The organism is Pseudomonas sp. JR33AA (assembly GCF_021378985.1).
Classification (GTDB): Bacteria; Pseudomonadota; Gammaproteobacteria; order Pseudomonadales; family Pseudomonadaceae; genus Aquipseudomonas; species Aquipseudomonas alloputida.
Window position 1 is genome coordinate 36,317 of sequence record NZ_JAJSAW010000018.1, and the last position, 21,991, is coordinate 58,307.

The window sequence follows — 21,991 nt, forward strand, 5'->3', positions numbered from 1 at the left end:
GGTAAAGCCACTATCGCATTCGCGGGTAAACCCGCTCCTACAAGGGCCCTGCGTTGTCAGTGGATGATGGTTTCCAGTTCCAGTTCGTTCGACTGTGTTTCAGCCATCGCCTTGCGCATCTGCTCACAGCCCCACAGCACCCGCTCCGGCGTTGCCGGCGCGTCCACCTGCGGCTGCAGGCGGTAGTTGGCGAGGCTGGCCACGGCATCCTTGATTGCACACCAGGCAGCAATGCCGAGCATGAACGGCGGCTCGCCCACGGCCTTGGAGTGGAACACGGTGTCTTCCGGGTTCTTGCGGTTTTCCACCAGCTTCACCCGCAAGTCCAGTGGCATGTCGGCCACGGCCGGGATCTTGTAGCTGGCCGGGCCGTTGGTCATCAGCTTGCCTTTGGCGTTCCACACCAGTTCTTCGGTAGTCAGCCAGCCCATGCCCTGGATGAAACCGCCTTCCACTTGGCCGATGTCGATCGCAGGGTTCAGCGAATCGCCCACGTCGTGCAGGATGTCGGCGCGCAACATCTTGTATTCGCCAGTCAACGTATCGACGATCACTTCCACGCAGGCAGCGCCAAAGGCGAAGTAGTAGAACGGCCGGCCGCGGGCCTGGTTGCGGTCGTAGAAGATTTTCGGCGTGCGGTAGAACCCGGTGCTGGACAGCGACACCTGAGCGAAGTAAGCCTGCTGCACCAGTTGCTCGAAGCTGACGATCTGGTCGCGCACGCGCACATGGCCGTTACGGAACTCGACGTCTTCCTCGGTCACCTGATAGTGCCGTGCGGCAAACTCGGTCAGGCGGCGCTTGAGGATTTCTGCCGCGTTCTGCGCCGCCTTGCCGTTCAGGTCGGCGCCGCTGGAAGCAGCCGTAGGCGAAGTGTTAGGCACCTTGTCGGTGTTGGTGGCGGTGATCTGGATGCGGCTGAAATCCACCTGGAAGATCTGCGCCACCACCTGAGCCACCTTGGTGTTCAGGCCCTGGCCCATTTCGGTGCCGCCGTGGTTCAGGTGAATGCTGCCGTCGGTGTAGATATGGATCAGTGCGCCGGCCTGGTTGAGGAAGGTGGCGGTGAACGAAATGCCGAACTTGACCGGCGTCAGTGCCAGGCCTTTCTTCAGGATCGGGCTGTTGGCGTTGAAGCGGCGGATCGACTCGCGTCGCTCGGCGTAGTCGCTGCTGGCCTCAAGCTCGGCGGTCATCTCTTCGAGCATGTTGTGCTCGACGGTCTGGTAGTAGTGGGTGATGTTGCGTTCGGTCTTGCCGTAGTAGTTGGCCTTGCGCACGGCCAGCGGATCGCGGCCCAGATGACGGGCGATATGGTCCATGACCTGCTCGATGGCGACCATACCCTGTGGGCCGCCAAAGCCGCGGTAGGCGGTGTTGGAGGCGGTGTTGGTCTTGCAGCGGTGGCCGTGGACGGTGGCATCGCCCAGGTAGTAAGCGTTGTCGGAGTGGAACATGGCACGGTCGACGATCGAACCGGACAGGTCGGGCGAATAGCCGCAATTGCCGGCCAGGTCGAAATTGATACCGTGCAGCCGGCCGTTGTCGTCGAAGCCCACGTCATACTCGACGTAGAACGGGTGGCGCTTGCCGGTCATGGTCATGTCTTCGACCCGCGGCAGGCGCATCTTGGTTGGCTGGCCGGTCAGGCGCGCAATTACCGCGCACAAGCAGGCGGGGCTGGCAGCCTGGGTTTCCTTGCCGCCAAAACCGCCGCCCATGCGGCGCATGTCCAGTACCACTTTGTTCATCGGCACGTCGAGCACTTCGGCGACAAGTTTCTGCACTTCGGTGGGGTTCTGCGTGGAGCAGAAGACGACCATGCCGCCGTCTTCGGTGGGCATGACCGAGGAAATCTGCGTTTCCAGGTAGAAGTGCTCCTGGCCGCCGATGTGCAAGGTGCCCTGAATGCGGTGCGGGGCACTGGCCAGGGCGGCAGCCGAATCGCCGCGCTGGTGGGTGTGGCTATCGAGCACGAAGTGCTTCTTGCGCAGCGCCTCGACCACGTCCAGCACCGGTTCCAGGTCTTCGTATTCGATGACGGCAGCCATGGCTGCGCGGCGTGCGGTTTCAAGGTCCCGGGCTGCAACGGCAAGCACCGGCTGGCCGAAGAACTCGACCTTGTCGATGGCCAGCAGAGGGTCGCCGGCCACCACCGGGCCGATGTCTTTCAGGCCGGGGATGTCTTCGTGAGTGATGGCGATACGCACACCCTCGAAGGCATAGCACGGCGTGGTGTCGATGCGCAGGATGCGCGCATGGGCGCGGTCGGCGGTGCGTGCATACACATGCAACTGGTTGGGGAATTCCAGGCGATCGTCAATGTACAGCGCCTCCCCCGACACATGCTTGTCGGCGCTGTCGTGCTTGACGCTGCGGCCGACCCCGGTGGTCAGATCCTGGCTGAACAGTTCGGCCATCTCGGCCTGGCTCTTGGCTACGTGATGGTTAGACATAAGCGGTCACCCGGGTTTCGATGTGCGGCGTTTGCTGTTCGATGAAGTACTTGCGCAGCAGGTTCTGCGCGGTCAGCAGGCGGTATTCCTTGCTGGCGCGGAAGTCACTTAGCGGGGTGAAGTCTTCGGCCAAGGCCTGGCAGGCACGCTCGACGGCGGCCTGGTTCCAGGGCTTGCCGCGCAGCGCTGCCTCGCAGGCACGGGCGCGCTTGGGAATCGCCGCCATGCCGCCGAAGGCGATACGCACACCGCTGACCACACCGTCTTCGATGCTCAGGTTGAAGGCTGCGCACACGGCGGAAATGTCGTCGTCCAGGCGCTTGGACACTTTATAGGCGCGGAACGCCCAGTCAGCGGAGGCGCGCGGCACGATGATCTTTTCGATGAACTCGCTGTCCTGGCGAGCCGTGATGCGGTAGTCGATGAAGTAGTCTTCCAGCGGCATCACCCGTTGGCGTCCACCCTGGCGCAGCACCACCTGCGCGTCCAGGGCGATCAGCAGGGGGGGCGAGTCGCCGATTGGCGAGGCGTTGCCGATGTTGCCGCCAAGGGTGCCCTGGTTGCGGATCTGCAGCGAGGCAAAGCGGTGCAGCAGGGCGCCGAAGTCGGGGTATTCCTCGTTAAGCGCGCCATAGCAGTCGGTGAGCGGGGTGGCGGCGCCGATTTCCAGGTGGCTGGCGGTTTTCTCGATGCGCTTGAGCTCGGCCACGTGGCCGACGTAGATCATCACCGGCAAGGTCTTGTGGAACTGGGTAACTTCCAGCGCCAGGTCGGTACCACCGGCGAGCAGGCGCGCTTCAGGGTGGGAGCTGTACAGGTCGGCCAGGTCGGAAACGGTCAGTGGCACCAGGCAGCGCTTGTCGCCGCTGTTCAGCTCGCCGGTCTGGGTCGGGGCAATGGCTTTGAGGCGGCTGATGGTTTGCGCCTGCTGGGTATCGAACTGGTCGCGGCAGGGCTGGCGGCAGCTCTGCTCGGCGGCGTCGAGGATCGGCCGGTAACCGGTGCAGCGGCACAGGTTGCCAGCCAGGGCTTCCTGGGCCTGGTGCAGGTCGGGGCCGCTGCTGTTTTTTTGCAGGGCAAACAGTGACATGACGAAGCCGGGCGTGCAGAAGCCGCATTGCGAGCCGTGGCAGTCTGCCATCGCTTGTTGAACGCTGTGCAATTGACCCTGTTGTTTAAGGCCCTCGACGCTGATCAGTTGCTTGCCATGCAGCGACGAGACGAAGGTCAGGCACGCGTTAAGGCTGCGGTAGCGCAGGCTGTCGTTACCCAGGTCGTCCTGAATCAGTTCGCCGACCACCACGGTGCAAGCGCCGCAGTCTCCGCTGGCGCAGCCCTCCTTGGTGCCGGTTTTGCCCAGGTGCTCGCGCAGGTACTGCAGCACCGTCATGTTTGGGTCCAGGGCGTGCTCACTACGCAGCTCCTGGTTGACGAGAAACTGGATCACGGGGAAGGCCTCGCAATGGTTTTATTGTTGTTGGGCGGACTCTAAGCAAGACCTGTCCAGCAGGTCAATATTTTTCTGACTCAAAGGTCAAGAAAATACGCATGTCCATTCCCAGCCGAATTCACTGCCTCTATTCCAAGCATAGATCGCGCCGGGCACGCGGCTCTCTGACAGGTCAAATAAACCCCCTGGCCCCTCTGCGCGATTACCGCCCAAATACGCTACAATTCGCCCCTTGTGCCCAGTTCAATGATTTTGAAGGAAAACCATGACGTTCAAGGCCCCGGACAGCCTCTCCGAGCAGATTGCCGATTACCTGGCCGAACGCATCATCCGCGGCGAGCTGGCGCCAGGCGAACGTATCCAGGAGCAGAAGGTTACCCAGGCGCTCAACGTCAGCCGCGGTTCGGTGCGCGAAGCACTGCTGATCCTCGAACGCCGCCATCTGGTGGCGATCCTGCCGCGACGTGGTGCCCATGTCACCGAACTGGACGAACGCAGCGTTCGCAGCCTGTGTTCGCTGATGGGCGAGTTCTACATCCTGCTGGGCAACGCGGTTGCGCAAAAATGGCGCACCGAAGCCGACCTGCGCCCGTTTCTGGAGATCCAGCAGCGGCTGCAACGTGCCCATGACCAGCTCGACATCAAGACCTTCGTCGCCGACAGTTTTGCGGTCATGCGTGCGGCCTATCCGTTCGCCGACAACCCGTTCCTGCAGGAAACCGTGGAAAACCTCCAGCCGGCCATGAGCCGTGCCTACTACCTGTCGCTGGACCAGCGCCAGGCCAACATGATCGACTATCTCGACCTGTTCGCCCGCCTGCTCGAAGCCGTGGTCTCCCGTGACCTGCCGCGCATTCGCGAGGTGCTCACCGCCTATGGCCAGCGCAGCTGCGAACTGGTGCTGGCGGCACTGGCCAGAGGCTGACCGATGCGCCTGAAGTGCATTCGCCTGGCCGGGTTCAAGTCGTTCGTCGACCCGACCACGGTCAACTTCCCCAGCAACATGGCGGCCGTGGTCGGCCCCAATGGCTGCGGCAAATCCAACATCATTGACGCGGTGCGTTGGGTAATGGGCGAAAGTTCGGCGAAAAACCTGCGCGGCGAGTCGATGACCGACGTCATCTTCAACGGCTCCAGTGGCCGCAAGCCGGTCAGCCAGGCCAGTATCGAACTGGTGTTCGACAACAGCGAAACCACCCTGGTCGGCGAGTATGCCGCCTACGCCGAGATCTCGATCCGCCGCAAGGTTACCCGCGACGGGCAGAACAGCTATTACCTCAATGGTACCAAGTGCCGCCGGCGTGACATCACCGATATCTTCCTCGGCACGGGGCTGGGGCCGCGCAGCTACTCGATCATCGAGCAGGGCATGATCTCCAAGCTGATCGAGGCCAAGCCCGAGGAGCTGCGCAACTTCATCGAGGAAGCGGCTGGCATTTCCAAATACAAGGAGCGCCGCCGCGAAACCGAGAGCCGCATCCGCCGCACCCAGGAAAACCTGGCGCGCCTGACCGACCTTCGCGAAGAGCTCGAGCGCCAGCTGGAGCGCCTGCATCGCCAGGCTCAGGCAGCCGAGAAGTACCGTGAGTACAAGGCTCAGGAACGCCAGATGAAGGCGCGCCTGTCTGCCTTGCGCTGGCGAGACCTGGACGAACAGGTACGGCAGCGCGAATCGGTGATCGGCGATCAGGGCGTTTCACACGAGGCGCTGGTGGCCGAACAGCGCAATGCCGATGCCAGCATCGAGCGCCTGCGCGACGGTCATCACGAACTGTCCGAACGCTTCAACCAGGTGCAGGGCCGTTTCTACTCGGTTGCCGGTGACATCGCCCGGGTCGAGCAGAGCATTCAGCACGGCCAACAGCGCCTGCGGCAGCTGCAGGAAGACTTCAAGGAAGCCGAGCGCACACGCCTGGAAACCGAATCGCACCTGGGGCACGACCGCACCTTGCTGGCGACCCTGGGCGAAGAGCTGGTCATGCTCGAACCCGAGCAGGAAATGACCCTGGCTGCTGCCGAGCAAGCCGCTGCCGCGCTTGAAGAGGCCGAGCTGGGCATGCACGGCTGGCAGGAGCAGTGGGACAGCTTCAACAGCCGCTCCGCCGAACCGCGTCGCCAGGCCGAAGTGCAACAGGCGCGCCTGCAGCAGCTGGAAACCAGCCTGGAACGCCAGGCCGAGCGCCAACGCAAGTTGGTCGAGGAGCGCGAGCAACTGGGCAGCGACCCGCAGGATGCCGCCATGTTAGAACTGGCCGAGCAATTGGCCAGCAGCGAAATGTTGCTGGAAGAACTGCAGCTCTCTGAAGGGCAGGTGATCGAGCGCCTGGAAAGCGCGCGCGAGCAACTGCAGCAGGCCACCCGGGCGCAACAGCAGGCACAGGGCGACCTGCAGCGCCTGGGCGGGCGCCTGGCCTCGCTTGAAGCCTTGCAGCAGGCCGCCCTGGAGCCGGGCGCAGGTGCTGCGCAATGGCTGCACGGCCAAGGGCTTGAGCAACAGCCGCGGTTGGCCGAAGGCTTGCGGGTGGAGCCGGGTTGGGAGCTGGCGGTAGAGACGGTGCTTGGCGCCGATCTGCAGGCTGTGCTGGTGGACGATTTCAACCACCTGGATTTTGCGGGCCTGGAACAGGGTGAGCTGCGCTTGCTGCTGGCCGTCGGTGCGGGGGCGACGGTGCCCGGCAGCTTGCTGGAGAAGGTCGAGGGCCGTATCGACCTGGCGCCCTGGCTGGGCCAGGTCAGGCCTGTGGAAGACCTGGGCCAGGCACTGGAGCTGCGTGGGGCGCTCGGCGAAGGGCAGAGCCTGGTCAGTCGCGATGGCTACTGGGTCGGCCGGCACTTCCTGCGGGTACGCCGAGGTGGCGAGGCCGAAGGCGGCGTGCTGGCGCGTGGCCAGGAAATCGAACGCCTGGGCCAGGAACAACTGGAACAGGAAGCGGCGCTGGAACAGCTCGATCAACAGTTGCAGGCCCTGCGCGAGCAGCAACTGGACCTGGAAGAGCAGCGCGAACAGTTGCGCCGGCGCACCCAGGATGCAAACCGCCTGCACGGCGAGCTGAAGGCCAGTCTTTCGGCCAGCCGCGCGCGCGCCGAGCAGGTCGAGCTGCGCCGCCGCCGCCTGCAGGAAGAGCTAAACGAGCTGGAAGAGCAGCGCGCCCTGGAATACGAGCAACTGGGCGAAGCACGCCTTCTGCTGCAAGAGGCTTTGGAGCTCATGGCCCAGGACACCGAGCAGCGTGAACAGTTGATGGCCCGCCGCGATACCCTGCGCGAAAGCCTTGACCGGGCGCGTCAGGAGGCTCGCCAGCACAAGGACCACGCTCACCAGCTGGCGGTGCGCCTGGGGTCGTTGCGTGCCCAGCACGACTCTACCCGCCAGGCGCTGGAACGCCTGGAACTGCAAGCTGCGCGCCTGACCGAGCGCCAGGAACAACTGAGCCTGAACCTGGAGGAAGGTGAAGCCCCGCAGGAAGAACTGCGCCTTAAGCTTGAGGAGCTGCTGGAGCGGCGCATGAGCGTCGACGAGGAAATGCGCCTGGCGCGCCTGCACATGGATGAAGCCGACCGCGAACTGCGCGATGCCGAAAAACGTCGCACCCAGGCTGAGCAGCAGGCCCAACTGCTGCGTGGCCAACTGGAGCAGCTGCGCCTGGAGTGCCAAGGCCTGGATGTGCGGCGCAAGACCCTGCAAGAGCAGTTGCTGGGCGACGGCTATGACTTGCAAGGCGTGCTCGCCACCCTGGAAGCCGAGGCCAGCGAGCAGGGTACCGTACAGGAACTGGAACAGCTTGAAGCGCGCATCCAGCGCCTGGGGGCGATCAACCTGGCGGCCATCGAAGAATACGAGCAGCAGTCCGAGCGCAAGCGCTACCTGGACGCCCAGGACGCCGACCTTGTCGAAGCGCTGGAGACCCTCGAAAACGTCATCCGCAAGATCGACAAGGAAACCCGCAACCGCTTCAAGGATACCTTTGATCAGATAAATGCCGGATTACAGGCACTTTTCCCAAAAGTTTTCGGTGGTGGCAGCGCTTATCTGGAACTGACGGGCGAAGATCTACTCGATACAGGGGTGACGATCATGGCGCGACCACCGGGCAAGAAGAACAGCACCATCCATCTGCTGTCCGGCGGCGAGAAGGCACTGACCGCGTTGGCGCTGGTGTTTGCCATCTTCAAGTTGAACCCCGCACCGTTCTGCATGCTCGACGAGGTCGATGCGCCGCTGGACGATGCCAACGTCGGGCGCTACGCGCGTCTGGTCAAGGAAATGAGTGAGAGCGTGCAGTTCATCTACATCACCCATAACAAGATTGCCATGGAGATGGCGGACCAATTGATGGGGGTAACCATGCATGAGCCGGGTTGTTCACGCCTTGTTGCAGTTGATGTGGAGGCGGCCATGGCCATGGTCGACGCTTGATGCACGACGTTAGGGGCACATTCTGCAGCGAAATGCCCCCGCCGTGTGCGACAGACGGTGTAAAGTTGTCTTTGGTCGTGCTAGCTTAATGTCACTCGTTTTTTGCGTGGGTAAAACGCCTGTCAGAACATAGAGTTGGCGCCACGTGTTAAAGGGCTTTGAACCCTTTGTTTTCAAGCATATTTTTATAGAGGCACGGGATTACATGGAAATCGGTCTGCGCGAGTGGCTGATCCTCATCGGCATCATTGTTATCGCCGGGATTCTTTTCGACGGCTGGCGCCGCATGCGCGGCGGGAAAGGCAAGTTGAAATTCCGTCTGGATCGCAGTTATTCCAACCTGCCCGACGAAGAGGGTGGCGGTGCCGAGGTGCTCGGCCCGTCGCGAGTGCTCGATACCCACAAGGAGCCTGAGCTGGACGAAAGCGACCTGCCGTCGCTCAGCGCGTCTGCGCGTGATCGTGATCGTGAGCCCAAGCCGGTCAAGGCCAGCAAGCGCGGCAAGCGCGCCAGTGCGGTTGCCGATGTGCAGCAGGGTGACCTGAACCTGAGCGCGGACCCGCGCGAGCCTGACCTGTTTACCGACAGCGATGACGACTTTGCCGCCGACACCAACCGTAGCAGCGGCGCAGCGCCTGCCAGCAGCAGCGTCAAGGAGTTGCCACCCGCCGAAGAGGTGCTGGTCATCAGCGTGATCTCCCGCGACGAGGGTGGTTTCAAGGGCCCGGCGTTGCTGCAGAACATCCTGGAAAGCGGCTTGCGCTTCGGTGAAATGGACATTTTCCACCGTCACGAGAGCATGGCCGGTCACGGCGAGGTGCTGTTCTCGATGGCCAACGCAGTCAAGCCTGGCGTGTTCGACCTGGACGACATCGACCACTTCAGCACCCGCGCTGTGAGCTTCTTCCTTGGCCTGCCGGGCCCACGTCATCCGAAGCAGGCATTCGATGTGATGGTTGCCGCGGCACGCAAGCTGGCCCACGAACTGAACGGTGAGCTCAAGGATGACCAGCGCAGCGTGCTGACCGCCCAGACCATCGAGCACTACCGCCAGCGTATCGTCGAGTTCGAGCGCCGTGCGCTGACCCAGAAGCGCTGACAGATCCAGACGAAAGAGCAGCCTGAGGGCGTGCTGGCCGGCTCGGGTGTTGTACCTGTGCCGGCCTCTTCGCGGGTAAACCCGCTCCTACAAAGGCATGATGCCCTCGTGGGAGCGGGTTTACCCGCGAAGAGGCCGGCACAGGCAACGACTCCCTAGAACCCCACGCACCACCCCAAGCTGCTCTTTTGCTTTGCAAGAGAAGACAAGCCCCATGACCGCCGAAACCCGTATCCACGAACTGCGTGCCGAGCTCGATCAGCATAACTATCGCTACTACGTGCTCGACGAGCCCAGCGTGCCCGATGCCGAATACGACCGCCTGTTCAACGAGCTCAAGGCGCTGGAAGCCGAACACCCGCATCTGGTAACCCCTGACTCGCCTACCCAGCGCGTTGGCGGCGCTGCCCTGGCGGCGTTCAGCCAGGTGCGCCACGAAGTGCCCATGCTCAGCCTGGGCAACGCCTTTGAAGAAGCCGACCTGCGCGAGTTCGGTCGCCGTGTGGTTGACGGCCTCGACCAGCCTGGCGCGGTCGACTACAGCTGCGAACCCAAGCTCGATGGCCTGGCCGTGAGCCTGCTGTACCGCGACGGACAGCTGGTGCAGGGCGCCACCCGCGGCGACGGCACCACGGGCGAAGACATCAGCGCCAACGTACGCACCGTGCGCAATATCCCGCTCAAGTTGCAGGGTAAGGGCTGGCCAGCAGTGCTGGAGGTGCGCGGCGAGGTGTACATGAGCAAGGCCGGTTTCGACCGGCTCAATGCCGCCCAGGCCGAAGCCGGTGGCAAGACCTTCGCCAACCCGCGCAACGCTGCCGCTGGCAGCCTGCGCCAGCTGGATTCGAAAATTACCGCCAGCCGTCCGCTGGAGTTCTGCTGTTATGGCGTCGGCCAGGTGTCCGAGACTATCGGCGACAGCCACATCGGCATCCTCGAGCAACTCAAGGCCTGGGGCCTGCCGATCAGCCGCGAGCTCAAGCATGCGGCGGGAATCGAAGAATGCCTGGCTTACTACCGCGATATTGGCGAGCGGCGTAACAGCCTGCCGTATGAGATCGACGGTGTAGTGTTCAAGGTCAACAGCCTGGCCGCCCAGCGTGAGCTGGGCTTCCGCGCCCGAGAGCCGCGCTGGGCGATTGCCCACAAGTTCCCGGCCATGGAAGAGCTGACCGAGGTGCTGGACGTTGAGTTCCAGGTTGGCCGTACCGGTGCCGTAACGCCTGTGGCGCGGCTGAAGCCGGTCAAGGTGGCCGGTGTGACCGTGTCCAACGCCACCCTGCACAACATGGATGAAATCGCCCGCCTGGGCCTGCGCATCGGCGACACGGTGATCATTCGCCGTGCCGGTGATGTGATCCCGCAGGTGATGCAGGTGGTGTTGGAGCGTCGTCCGCAAGACGCCCGCCCGGTCGAAGTGCCCAGCGAGTGCCCGGTCTGTGGCTCGCAGGTCGAGCGCACCCGGCTGGTAAAACGCAGCAAAGGCAAGGAAACCACCAGCGAAGGTGCGGTGTACCGCTGTGTCGGCCGCCTGGCCTGTGGCGCCCAGCTCAAGCAGGCGATCATTCATTATGTGTCGCGCCGTGCCATGGACATCGACGGCCTGGGTGAGAAGAGCGTCGAGCAGTTGGTGGATGAAGGCCTGATCGGCTCGCCGGCTGACCTGTACAAGCTGCAGTTCGAGCAGATCGTCGGCCTCGAGGGCTTCGCCGAGGTGTCCAGCAAGAAGTTGCTCGAGGCCATTGAAGCCAGCAAACGCCCAAGCCTGGCGCGTTTCATCTACGCCCTGGGCATTCCTGATGTCGGCGAAGAGACCGCCAAGGTGCTGGCCCGCTCGCTGGGTAGCCTGGCCCGCGTGCAGCAGGCGCTGCCGCAGGTGCTCACCTACCTGCCGGACATCGGCCTGGAGGTTGCCTACGAGATCCACAACTTCTTTGAAGACGAGCACAACCAGAAGGTTATCCAGCAGCTGCTCGACAGCGGTATGCAGTTGCAGGACGAAGGCGAACTGGCTGCCGAGTTCGCCGCCAGCACCACCCTGGCCGGGATGATCGCCAAACTCGACATAGCCTCCGTCGGCCCGACCGGCGCCGAGAAGCTGGTGGCCAAGCTCGACAGCCTGGACAAGATCATCGCCGCCGACGGCATTGACCTGCGCCAGGCCCTGGCGGCCAAGCAGGCCGACGCAGTGCGTGAGTTCTTCAAGGATGAAGCAAACCAGAAACTGGCCCGGGACATCGAAGCGCAGCTGCTGGCGTTTGGCATGCACTGGAGCAGCGAGAAGAAGGTGGCTGAAGGCTTGCCGCTGGCCGGCCAGACCTGGGTGCTGACCGGTACGCTGGAGCGCATGAGCCGGGACATTGCCAAGGACAAGCTGGAAAGCCTGGGGGCCAAGGTAGCGGGCTCGGTGTCTGGCAAGACCCACTGCGTGGTGGCAGGCCCGGGGGCTGGGTCGAAGCTCGCCAAGGCCGCCGAACTGGGGGTGAAGGTGTTGGACGAAGATGCCTTCGTCACCTTCCTGGCCGAACAGGGCATAGCGGTCTAGGCTTCCGCGCCCCCCTGCTCGGTCGTCCGTAGGAGCGGGTTTACCCGCGAAGAGGCCCGCCCAGGCCTTCTCTATTCTGACAAGTCATTGAGAAATGATGACTTTTTCTGCCGCAGTGGTTGTATCTGCCTCAAAGACCGGTACAATGGCGCCACTCGCTGCTCAGCGAGGCATGTAGTGGTGGCCCCATCGGTCCCCCCGCATTGATTACCCGTCAACCTGGTCAGGCCCGGAAGGGAGCAGCCATAGCGGGAACATCGAGTGCCGGGGTGTGGCTGGTGGGGCTGCCTCCATTTCTGTAATCCTTGAACGCTCAAGGAACTCTCGCTCAAAAAATGCCTTAGTCAATGTGCCAAAGCGCGGTGCATTTCGTCTGTGGCGCTGTGCTCAAAGAGATCTGGGAGCTGAGCCGCGATGAGTGGCGTCAAAGGGCGCGGTCGTTCAGGTACTGAAGTGACGATCTAAACGTCAGCAAATGCATGCCTTCGCCGGTGCATTGCCGTGATACAAAGCAGTCCCTTTCAGCAAGGACTGCTTACATGAAGCCTTCTGCATCCCCGCCACGGTTTCAGCAGTTTACCGTGTTCTGCATTGCCTGTTTCCTACTGTCCATCAGCTACGGCACGACGTTTTTGCTCTCGATGTGGGTGCAAACGCTGGGTGGAACTGCGAGCGATGCTGGGCAGGTATTTGCAGTCGCGATGCTAAGTACGCTGCTGTCTGTGGTTAGCTCGGGGCACCTGTTGCAGCGCGTTGGTGCCGCTCGCGCCATCGCTGCCGGGGCGTTCTGCCTAGTCGTGGCGTCAGTAGGTTTTGCCGTGGTGCCCGGTCTGGGCGGCGCGTTGTTGGCGTGTGGCTTGATGCTCGGAGTCGGCTGGGGGCTCTTCTACACGGTAGGGCCGATCATGGTTGCTCAAATGGTCGAGCCATCACGCCGCACGCACTGTTTTGCATTGCTCTCCGGCAGCATGTTGACGGGTATAGGAACCGGGCCGTTACTGGGCAAGTTCGCGGCCTTCGTGGGTCTACCTACCCAGCTCGCTTTTTGGGTGGCAGCGTGTGCTGCTGGGTTGGCGGGGGCTTACTTTGCTTGGCTCGGTTCGACTTCGCGGTGGCAGCGACCGGCCGAGAAGGTGCAGATTGGTTTGGCGTCCGCCCTCAAAGTGATGCGTTCGCGATCAGGCTTGTCGATCCTGATGGTGGGGCTGGGTGGGGCGATTTTCGGCACCATGGGCAGTTTCCAGACCAGCTATGCCGACCGCCTTGGGCTTGATTACTCAATCTTCTTCATTGGTTTCATGGGGGCTGCGATTGCCTGCAGGCTCTTGCTGGCCGGCTGGGTTGTGAAGCAACCGCCGCTTGCGACCTCGTGGGTTCTAACCTTGATCATGGCCACTGCCGTAATGGGTTTTGATCAATGGGTGCACAGCGCCGAACGCTATCTGGCGATGGCCATGCTGCTGGGCGTCGGTTATGGCTTGAACTACTCCGTGATTAACGGGTTGGCTGCCAACGAGGCGCCGGTGGGCCTTACTGCGCAAGCGCTGCTGCTGTTTAGCCTGTCGTATTTCATCGGGGTGTTCGGGTTCCCCTACGTAGCCAGCCAGTTGATCACGCAGCTAGGCATCAACGCGATGATGTTAAGCATTGAAGGCGTTACGCTGTTGGTTGTAGGGCTAAGTACGACGAGATGGCTGGCTTCGCGTTTTTCCAGGCCCGCGCTGGTGTAGGGGCGTTTCCCCCAACACCCCTGCGGCTGACAGCTTCATCAAACGCTGAAATTTCGGGCAGGCCAGGTGATCGTCCTCCGGGCACTGCGCTGCATGCCGTAGCCCCTTGCTCATTGCTTGCAAGCGCTTGATACGTGTATCGATTTCGTCTGCTTTGGCTATCAGCATTTGCCGATCAACCTGTAGGTCCACCAGCATCGCGCCCACTTCATCCAGGGAAAACCCTGCAGCCTGCCCTAGGGCAATCAATGCCAGCCGGTCCGCCACGTCGGCGGCGAACTGCCGACGCTGGCCGTGCCCGGCCAGGGACTTGAGCAAGCCTTTCTTCTCGTAGTAACGCAGTGTCGATGCGGGTACGCCTGTGCGTTTGGCGACGTCGGCAATGTCCATCTCGGGCCCTTGACTTGAAGTTGACTTCAACTTCTATGCTGCGCGGCATGGGTAATGACCGTCAATCATCGAGGGCTTGTTCAATGACGTTTACTGCGATGTTTTTAGCTGCAATGCCGATTGGCATCGGTGCCACTGTAGTGATGGACCTGTGGGGGCTGCTGCTGAGGCGCTTGGGTGTTGCCACACTGAACTTCGCCATGGTCGGGCGTTGGGCGGGACATCTGCTGGGCGGGCGTGTTTCGCACCAAGCGATTGCCAAAGCGGAACCGGTGCGAAATGAGTTGGCGTGGGGATGGGTGATTCATTACGCCATTGGTGTGCTTTTCGCGATGCTGCTGGTTGTGATCGTCGGGGAGGGCTGGTTGCGATCGCCTACTCTTTTACCTGCAGTCGCTGTGGGTGTAGGTACAGTCGTGGCGCCGTTTTGCCTCATGCAGCCAGCGATGGGGGCCGGGTTCTTTGCGTCCAGGACGCCGACACCTGCGCGTAACTGCCTGAAGAGCCTGGCCACGCATTTTGTGTTTGGTGTGGGGTTGTTCTTGAGTGCGGGTTTGCGCCAACTATGGTCGTGACAACTGCTGAAGGCATCGTGCCGATGGAGTTCGCGTTGATGAATATTTCTCACTACCTGATGCTGCGGGGAGCAAGCGTTCAAAATGAGCAGGGCCGTTAGTTGCGCGGGCTCTGTGCCGACATTTTGCTGGGCATTTCCGGCCGGGCCACAGACATAGTATCCGTGTCGCCCGTCCCTCCATACCGCTGCAAAATCCGTTCGATCTCCCCCGACTGCTTCATTTTTACCAACGCCCGCAACAGCTCTTGTGTCGGTATCGTCGGATCGTTGCGCACCATGCACCCCAAATCCTGTTCGTCCAGCACCGCCAGCGCTTGCAATTGCTCCTGCGCTGGCAACCCCTGGTTGAACCACTGCAACGACAACTGGTTGCTCACCGCATGGCGATACCGGCCGGCCTGCAGCTTTTGCAGCACCAGCAACTGGTTGCGGCTGTCCTCGCGGTGCAACTGGCCGTGGTCCAGCAGCGGTTGCAGGGTTGAATAGGTGTAGCCCAGCACCGTGCCGATCGTCTGGGGTGGCAGTCGCTCCGGGGGCGTCGGGGTGCTGTCGCTCACGCGGCCAACCAGCACATCGCGCTGATGAATCAGCGGGATGCTCCACACAAAATCCCTTGGACGGTCGTTGAGCCACTGGGTGCTGACGTAGCAACGGACATCAATATCGCCGCTGCTCATGGCCTCCTCCAGGCGCAGGCGGGCCATGACGTGAAACTCGGGGCGAGCGCCCACTTGCCTGGCAACCGCTTGCATCAGATCGTAAAGCAATCCCTCCACTGGCTGATCACCTTCGATGCTTACCAGCGGCATGCTCCAGCTCTCGGCTACGGAAAAGCGCAGCACCGGCTGCTCAGCCAGGCTGTGGGTAGACCACAGCAGTAACAGGGCCAGCAGTCTTCGCAAAGGCAATCCTCCCTGGACAATGCGCCATTCCAAGCTTAGACGAGTTGCGCAGGGTGCAATTTTGCCCCCGCTCCGCTAGCATTAGCGATCTTCCGCTCGGTCAGGCTACGATGGTTTTTCGATGAGTTATCAGGTTCTTGCACGAAAATGGCGTCCGCGCTCGTTCCGCGAAATGGTCGGCCAGACCCATGTGCTCAAGGCCTTGATCAATGCCTTGGACAACCAGCGCCTGCACCATGCCTACCTGTTCACCGGTACCCGCGGCGTGGGCAAGACGACCATTGCCCGTATTATCGCCAAATGCCTGAACTGTGAAACCGGCATCACCTCCACGCCCTGTGGCACCTGTTCGGTGTGCCGTGAAATCGACGAGGGCCGTTTCGTCGACCTGATCGAGATCGACGCCGCCAGCCGCACCAAGGTCGAGGACACTCGTGAACTGCTCGATAACGTGCAGTACGCCCCCAGCCGTGGGCGCTTCAAGGTCTACCTGATCGACGAAGTGCACATGCTCTCGACCCACTCCTTCAACGCCTTGCTCAAGACGCTGGAAGAGCCGCCGCCCTACGTCAAGTTCATCCTCGCCACCACCGACCCGCAGAAGCTGCCGGCTACCATCCTGTCGCGCTGCCTGCAGTTCTCGTTGAAGAACATGAGCCCGGAGCGGGTGGTGGAGCATCTCAGCCACGTACTGGCCGCCGAGAACGTGCCGTTCGAGGAAGATGCCCTGTGGCTGCTCGGCCGTGCAGCCGATGGTTCCATGCGTGATGCCATGAGCCTGACCGACCAGGCCATCGCCTTTGGTGAAGGCAAGGTGCTGGCCGCCGATGTGCGTGCCATGTTGGGTAGCCTCGACCATGGCCAGGTTTATGGGGTCTTGCAGGCTCTGCTCGAAGGCGATGCCAGGGCTTTGCTGGAGGCCGTGCGTAACCTGGCCGAGCAAGGGCCGGACTGGTCGGGTGTTCTGGCCGAAATGCTTAATGTGCTGCACCGTGTGGCCATTGCCCAGGCGCTGCCCGAAGCGGTCGACAACGGCCAGGGTGACCGCGAGCGGGTATTGGCACTGGCTTCGGCGCTGCCGGCCGAGGATGTGCAGTTCTATTATCAGATGGGCCTGATTGGCCGCCGTGATCTGCCCCTTGCGCCGGACCCGCGCGGTGGCTTCGAGATGGTGCTGCTGCGTATGCTGGCGTTCCGCCCGGCAGACACCGACGACGCACCGAAGCCGGTGCTAAAGCCCGCGGGGATCAGCCAGGCCACAGCTGATCCTGCAGGGCAGGTGGCAGCCACGGCACCGGTCGAGCTTTCATCACCTGTCGCGGCTGTGCCGGCGAAGCCTGTAGCGCAGGCCGCGCAGCTGGAGGTGCCTGCCCCCGCGACGGCTGATCATGAACCGGAGGCCGAGGCAGACGGTGAGCTGAAGGCCGAAGCCGAGGCCATTTCCGTACCTGAGCCTGTTGCCGAAGTGGTCGACCTGCCGTGGGAGGAGCCTGCAGTTGCACCCGCGCCGTTAGCGGCCAAGCCCGCACCTGCCCCGGTACCGGCGCCCGAGCCTGTTACCCCGGTGGCGCCCCCGCAGGCAACCCCGGCACACGACGAGCCGCCTTTCGACCCATCTGCCTACGCTGCCGTGGGGATGGACCGCGACGATGAGCCGCCGCTTGACGAAGACTATTACGGCGGCGAAAGCGATCCGGCAGGGTTCAGCTACCTGGACGAGTTGGCCGAACATGTTCAGGAAGACGTGTCCAAACCGGCTGCCGAACCCTTGCCGGCAGCCAAACCGGCCACCGGTCTGGCCCTGCAATGGCTGGAATTATTCCCACAGTTGCCTGTGTCCGGGATGACAGGCAACATCGCGGCAAACTGTACGCTGATTGCCGCCGATGGCGACGACTGGTTGCTGCATCTGGACCCGGGCCAGGGTGCATTGTTTAACGCCACCCAGCAGCGGCGCCTGAATGAAGCGCTCAACCAGCACTTGGGGCGCACCCTTAACCTGCGCATCGAGCTGATCCTGCCCGAGCAGGAAACCCCGGCTCAGGCCGCAGCGCGCAAACGGGCCGAGCGCCAGCAGGACGCCGTCGCGTCGATCGAGCAGGATCCGTTGATCCAGCAGATGATCAAGTTGTTCGGCGCCAAGGTGCGGCAGGATACTATTGAGCCTGTAGAAGCCCTGGTCAGTCAGGGCCAGTAACGGATAACCATGCGGCCGGCCCGGTGCCGGCCCGCATCACATGACCCAATCGAGGTATACCCCATGATGAAAGGTGGCATGGCCGGCCTGATGAAGCAGGCCCAGCAGATGCAGGAAAAAATGCAGAAGATGCAGGAAGAACTGGCCAACGCCGAAGTCACCGGTCAGTCCGGTGGCGGTCTGGTGAGCGTGGTGATGACCGGTCGTCACGACGTCAAGCGCGTCAGCATCGACCAGAGCCTGATGTCGACTGATGAAGACGACAAGGAAGTACTGGAGGACCTCATTGCCGCTGCGCTGAACGACGCCGTGCGCAAGGTTGAGCAAAGCAGCCAGGAAAAGATGGGCGGCATGACCGCCGGCATGCAACTGCCGCCGGGCTTCAAGATGCCGTTCTAAGGGCATTGCGAGACTCAAAACCGCCGCTGACAACAGCGGCGGTTTTTTTTGCGGAGATTTCAACCCAGTTGCGGTCTGCTATGGGCGAGGTGATTTGACGCCACCGCCCCCGCTGGGTATAAACCGCCTCTTATTGAATTGTCAGGCCCTTTCCCATGAGCTTCAGCCCCCTCATCCGTCAACTGATCGATGGCCTGCGCATCCTGCCAGGCGTTGGCCAGAAAACCGCCCAGCGCATGGCCCTGCAACTGCTCGAGCGCGACCGTAGCGGCGGGCTGCGCCTGGCTCAGGCCTTGACCCAGGCCATGGAAGGGGTAGGGCACTGCCGCCAGTGTCGCACCCTCACCGAGCAGGAACTGTGCCCGCAGTGCGCCGACCCACGCCGTGACGACACCCAGCTGTGCGTGGTCGAAGGGCCGACCGATGTGTATGCGGTGGAGCAGACGGGCTACCGTGGCCGTTACTTCGTGCTCAAGGGGCACCTGTCGCCGCTGGATGGCCTGGGGCCTGAGGCGATCGGTATTCCGCAGCTGATGGCGCGGATCGAGGAGCAAGGCACCTTCACCGAAGTAATCCTGGCGACCAACCCGACGGTGGAGGGGGAGGCGACGGCGCATTACATTGCCCAGTTGCTGAGCGAAAAGGGCTTGGTGGCGTCTCGCATTGCCCATGGTGTGCCGCTGGGCGGCGAGCTGGAGATGGTGGATGGCGGTACCTTGGCCCATGCCTTTGCAGGGCGCCGGCCCATTTCGCTCTGATTCATGGGGGCCGCTTGGCGGCCCCTTCGCGGGTAAACCCGCGCCTAAAGCGTGGCGTTGTAGGAGCGGGTTTACCCGCGAATGGGCTGCAAAGCAGCCCCAAAGGCCAACTCAATACTCGCTGAGGGAAAACTCGGTCAGGCAGAAGGTAGACACCCCAGCCGCCTGCAACCGACGCGATCCCTCCAGTTCCGGCAGATCAATGATCGCCGCCGCCTCGAACACCTGCGCCCCGGTACGACGTACCAGGTTGGCCGCCGCCAGCAGCGTACCGCCAGTCGCAATCAGGTCATCGAAGATCAGCACCGAATCGCCTTCACACAGGCTGTCGGCATGCACCTCCAGGAAAGCCTCGCCGTACTCGGTCTGGTAACCCTCGCTCAGCACGTCGGCCGGCAGCTTGCCCTGCTTGCGGAACAGGATCAGCGGCTTGTTCAACTGGTGGGCGATGATTGAGCCGATCAGGAAGCCCCGCGCGTCCATGGCGCCGATGTGGCTGAATTCAGCCTCGACATAGCGCTCGATGAACTGGTCGGCCACGTAGCGCAGCCCGCGTGGCGACTGGAATAACGGGGTGATGTCGCGGAAGATCACGCCCGGTTTGGGGAAGTCCACTACCGGGCGGATCAGGGCTTTGAGGTCGAAGGCGTCGCTGTGCATTGTTGCGGGTATCCTGGGAAAACGAATGCCCAAGTATACCCGCTAAACGTGGCCTCAGGCCTCGATAGCACCACCGGCCAGCGCGCACAGCTGGATCGGGTCGAGAATGTGCACTTCCTTGCCTTCGGCCCGTAGCAGGCCGTTCTGCTGGAAGCGGGTGAACACCCGTGAAACGGTTTCTACCGCCAAGCCAAGGTAGTTGCCGATTTCGTTGCGCGACATGCTCAGGCGGAACTGATTGGCCGAATAGCCGCGAGCGCGGAAGCGCGCCGACAGGTTGACCAGGAAGGTGGCAATGCGCTCGTCGGCGGTTTTTTTCGACAGCAGCAGCATCATTTGCTGGTCGTCGCGGATTTCGCGGCTCATTACCCGCATCAGCTGGCGGCGCAGCTGTGGAAGTTGTACCGACAGCTCGTCCAGCCGCTCGAAGGGGATCTCACACACCGAAGTGGTTTCCTGGGCCTGGGCCGATACCGGGTAGGCCTCGGTGTCCATGCCCGACAGGCCGACCAGTTCGCTGGGCAGGTGAAAGCCTGTGATCTGCTCTTCGCCGCTGTCGCTTAGGCTGAAGGTTTTCAGGGCACCGGAACGTACTGCATAGACCGAGCCAAAACTGTCACCCTGGCGGAACAGAAACTCGCCTTTCTTGAGCGGCCGCCCGCGTTTGACGATTTCATCCAGCGCGTCCATGTCTTCCAGGTTCAGCGAAAGAGGCAGGCACAGGGGGGCCAGGCTGCAATCCTTGCAATGGGCCTGGTTGTGTGGGCGCAGTTTGACTGGCTCGGACATTTGAATCGATCCTTGTGGGAAAGCACACATAAGTCGTAAGGGTAACCCACGACAGAGGGTGTAGGCCAGTGTGCGCGGTGATGGTGCGCGCTGGCGATACCCCGGCAGCTGGCCTGCCGGGAGTCCTTGTGTGCTCATAGTGTGCCTGACAAGGAAGCTTGTCCATGCGGTGAACGCCTTGTTTTTCAGATCACTCGCGAGAAGCGCTGGCGGTTGTGCATCGCCAGATAGGCGTCGAACACCATGCATACCGAGCGCGCCAGCAGCCGGCCGGCGGGCAGGATGCGAATGCCCTTGTCGTCCAGGCTGATCAGGCCGTCGCGCTGCAAGGTCAGCAGCTCGGGCCAGAGGTCGTTGAAGTAACCGCGAAAATCAAGGGTGAAAGCCTGTTCGATGGGTTCGAAATCCAGCTCGAAATGGCAGATCAGTTGCTGGATCACCGCCCGGCGTATGCGGTCGTCGTGGTTGCACAGCAAGCCGCGCTGGGTGGCCAGCTGAGCGTTGGACAGGCTGTCCTGGTAGGTGTTGAGGTCACTGCTGTTCTGACAGTACAGGTCGCCGATCTGACTGATCGCCGACACGCCCAGGCCAATCAGGTCGCAATGCCCGTGGGTGGTATAGCCCTGGAAGTTGCGCTGCAAGGTGCCTTCTTCCTGGGCAATGGCCAGTTCGTCGTCGGGCAGGGCGAAGTGGTCCATGCCGATGTAGCGGTAACCGGCGGCGGTCAGTTGGTCGATGGTAGTGTGCAGCATCTCCAGCTTGGCGGCCGCGTTGGGCAGATCGTTGCTGTCGATGCGACGCTGCGGCATGAAACGTTCGGGAAGATGAGCGTAGTTGAACACCGACAGGCGGTCGGGCTGCAGGCGGATCACCTCTTCGACGGTGCGGGCAAAGCCTTCCGGGGTTTGCTTGGGCAGGCCGTAGATCAGGTCGAGGTTGACCGAACGAAACTGCAGTGTGCGCGCAGCCTCGATCAGGGTGCGGGTCTGCTCCAGGCTCTGCAGGCGGTTGATCGCGCGCTGCACGGCCGGGTCGAGGTCCTGCACGCCAAGGCTGACGCGGTTGAAGCCCAGTTCGCGAAGCAGGCCCATGGTCGACCAGTCGGCCTCACGAGGGTCGATCTCGATGCCGTAGTCGCCGGAATCGTCGTCCAGCAGGTGGAAGTGCTGGCGCAGGGTGGCCATCAGCTGGCGCAGTTCCACATGGCTGAGGAAGGTCGGTGTGCCGCCGCCAAAATGCAGCTGTTCAACACGTTGTTTAGGGTCCAGGTGGCAGGCGACCAGCTGGATTTCCTGCTCCAGGCGCTGCAGGTAGGGCGCGGCACGCGCACGGTCCTTGGTGATGACCTTGTTGCAGGCGCAGTAGTAGCAGATGTTGGCGCAGAACGGCACATGCACGTACAGCGACAGCGGGCGCACGGCCCGTCGGCTCTCGCGCAGGGCGTTGAGCAGGTCGAACGAACCCACCTCGCTGTGCAGTTGCACGGCGGTTGGGTAAGAGGTATAGCGTGGCCCGGCGAGATCGTAGCGGCGGATCAGGTCGGTATCCCAACGTAGTTCGTCGAGCATGAGGGTAGTCCCCGGAAAGAGCAGCAGTGCACCGGAGTCTATGGCCGTCTGTAG

Annotated in this window: 16 protein-coding genes and 1 other RNA gene; 10 read left to right on the forward strand and 7 right to left on the reverse strand. The window is 62.4% G+C overall.

Annotation, left to right across the window (positions count from 1 at the left end):
* Window positions 1–56 precede the first annotated feature (56 nt).
* Both xdhB and xdhA read right to left on the reverse strand, forming a co-directional pair.
* Window positions 57–2,456, reverse strand: coding sequence for a xanthine dehydrogenase molybdopterin binding subunit (gene xdhB / locus LVS58_RS21670; protein WP_233692749.1), 2,400 nt, complete (start codon window positions 2,454–2,456; stop codon window positions 57–59).
* A complete protein-coding gene (gene xdhA, locus LVS58_RS21675) occupies window positions 2,449–3,903 on the reverse strand; it encodes a xanthine dehydrogenase small subunit (RefSeq protein WP_233692750.1) in 1,455 nt (484 codons plus the stop codon). The genes xdhB and xdhA overlap by 8 nt, the downstream gene beginning before the upstream one ends.
* A 268-nt stretch (window positions 3,904–4,171) precedes the next feature.
* On the opposite strand from xdhA, the gene LVS58_RS21680 reads away from it, so the two are divergent.
* From LVS58_RS21680 to LVS58_RS21705, 6 genes are all read left to right on the forward strand, one after another.
* Window positions 4,172–4,831 (forward strand): GntR family transcriptional regulator, encoded by a 660-nt coding sequence (locus tag LVS58_RS21680; protein ID WP_003254317.1) that lies wholly within the window; start codon window positions 4,172–4,174, stop codon window positions 4,829–4,831.
* A 3-nt stretch (window positions 4,832–4,834) separates the two neighbouring features.
* On the forward strand, window positions 4,835–8,323 hold the full coding sequence (gene smc / locus LVS58_RS21685; protein WP_233692751.1) for a chromosome segregation protein SMC: 3,489 nt from the start codon (window positions 4,835–4,837) through the stop codon (window positions 8,321–8,323).
* Window positions 8,324–8,528: 205 nt separating this feature from the next.
* On the forward strand, window positions 8,529–9,422 hold the full coding sequence (gene zipA / locus LVS58_RS21690) for a cell division protein ZipA (protein ID WP_233692752.1): 894 nt from the start codon (window positions 8,529–8,531) through the stop codon (window positions 9,420–9,422).
* A 214-nt stretch (window positions 9,423–9,636) separates the two neighbouring features.
* Complete coding sequence (gene ligA, locus LVS58_RS21695) at window positions 9,637–11,967, forward strand: NAD-dependent DNA ligase LigA (protein ID WP_233692753.1); 2,331 nt, start codon at window positions 9,637–9,639, stop codon at window positions 11,965–11,967.
* Between the two features lie 187 nt (window positions 11,968–12,154).
* An RNA gene (gene ffs / locus LVS58_RS21700) (signal recognition particle sRNA small type) lies at window positions 12,155–12,251 on the forward strand.
* A gap of 255 nt (window positions 12,252–12,506) precedes the next feature.
* The gene (locus LVS58_RS21705; RefSeq protein ID WP_233692754.1) at window positions 12,507–13,697 is read left to right on the forward strand and encodes an MFS transporter; all 1,191 of its coding nucleotides are present in this window, start codon (window positions 12,507–12,509) and stop codon (window positions 13,695–13,697) included.
* Here LVS58_RS21705 and LVS58_RS21710 read toward each other — a convergent pair.
* Window positions 13,644–14,087 carry a helix-turn-helix domain-containing protein gene (locus LVS58_RS21710; protein WP_233692755.1) on the reverse strand — a complete coding sequence of 148 codons (444 nt, stop codon included), beginning with the start codon at window positions 14,085–14,087 and terminating at the stop codon, window positions 13,644–13,646. The genes LVS58_RS21705 and LVS58_RS21710 overlap by 54 nt on opposite strands.
* Before the next feature lie 83 nt (window positions 14,088–14,170).
* On the opposite strand from LVS58_RS21710, the gene LVS58_RS21715 reads away from it, so the two are divergent.
* Window positions 14,171–14,662, forward strand: a complete 492-nt coding sequence (locus tag LVS58_RS21715) for a DUF2938 domain-containing protein (RefSeq protein WP_233692778.1) — start codon at window positions 14,171–14,173, stop codon at window positions 14,660–14,662.
* Window positions 14,663–14,759: 97 nt separating this feature from the next.
* On the opposite strand, the gene LVS58_RS21720 is transcribed toward LVS58_RS21715, so the two are convergent.
* Entirely contained in the window at window positions 14,760–15,566 is an 807-nt protein-coding gene (locus tag LVS58_RS21720; protein WP_233692756.1) for a substrate-binding periplasmic protein, read from the reverse strand.
* A 121-nt stretch (window positions 15,567–15,687) separates the two neighbouring features.
* Here LVS58_RS21720 and dnaX point away from each other — a divergent pair, with 121 nt between their 5' ends.
* The 3 genes from dnaX (at window position 15,688) to recR (ending at window position 18,920) form a co-directional block, all read left to right on the forward strand.
* Window positions 15,688–17,763, forward strand: coding sequence for a DNA polymerase III subunit gamma/tau (dnaX, locus tag LVS58_RS21725; RefSeq protein ID WP_233692757.1), 2,076 nt, complete (start codon window positions 15,688–15,690; stop codon window positions 17,761–17,763).
* A 63-nt stretch (window positions 17,764–17,826) separates the two neighbouring features.
* Window positions 17,827–18,162 carry a YbaB/EbfC family nucleoid-associated protein gene (locus LVS58_RS21730; protein WP_003254305.1) on the forward strand — a complete coding sequence of 112 codons (336 nt, stop codon included), beginning with the start codon at window positions 17,827–17,829 and terminating at the stop codon, window positions 18,160–18,162.
* 155 nt (window positions 18,163–18,317) lie between these two features.
* Complete coding sequence (recR, locus tag LVS58_RS21735; RefSeq protein WP_003254304.1) at window positions 18,318–18,920, forward strand: recombination mediator RecR; 603 nt, start codon at window positions 18,318–18,320, stop codon at window positions 18,918–18,920.
* Window positions 18,921–19,031: 111 nt separating this feature from the next.
* Here the strand turns inward: recR and LVS58_RS21740 are convergent, their stop codons facing one another.
* The 3 genes from LVS58_RS21740 to hemN all read right to left on the reverse strand — a co-directional run bounded on the left by LVS58_RS21740 (window position 19,032) and on the right by hemN (window position 21,937).
* On the reverse strand, window positions 19,032–19,580 hold the full coding sequence (locus LVS58_RS21740) for an adenine phosphoribosyltransferase (protein ID WP_233692758.1): 549 nt from the start codon (window positions 19,578–19,580) through the stop codon (window positions 19,032–19,034).
* A gap of 54 nt (window positions 19,581–19,634) precedes the next feature.
* Entirely contained in the window at window positions 19,635–20,369 is a 735-nt protein-coding gene (fnrA, locus tag LVS58_RS21745) for a Crp/Fnr family transcriptional regulator FnrA (protein ID WP_003254301.1), read from the reverse strand.
* 185 nt (window positions 20,370–20,554) lie between these two features.
* Window positions 20,555–21,937 (reverse strand): oxygen-independent coproporphyrinogen III oxidase, encoded by a 1,383-nt coding sequence (gene hemN, locus LVS58_RS21750; protein WP_233692759.1) that lies wholly within the window; start codon window positions 21,935–21,937, stop codon window positions 20,555–20,557.
* Between the last annotated feature and the right edge of the window lie 54 nt (window positions 21,938–21,991).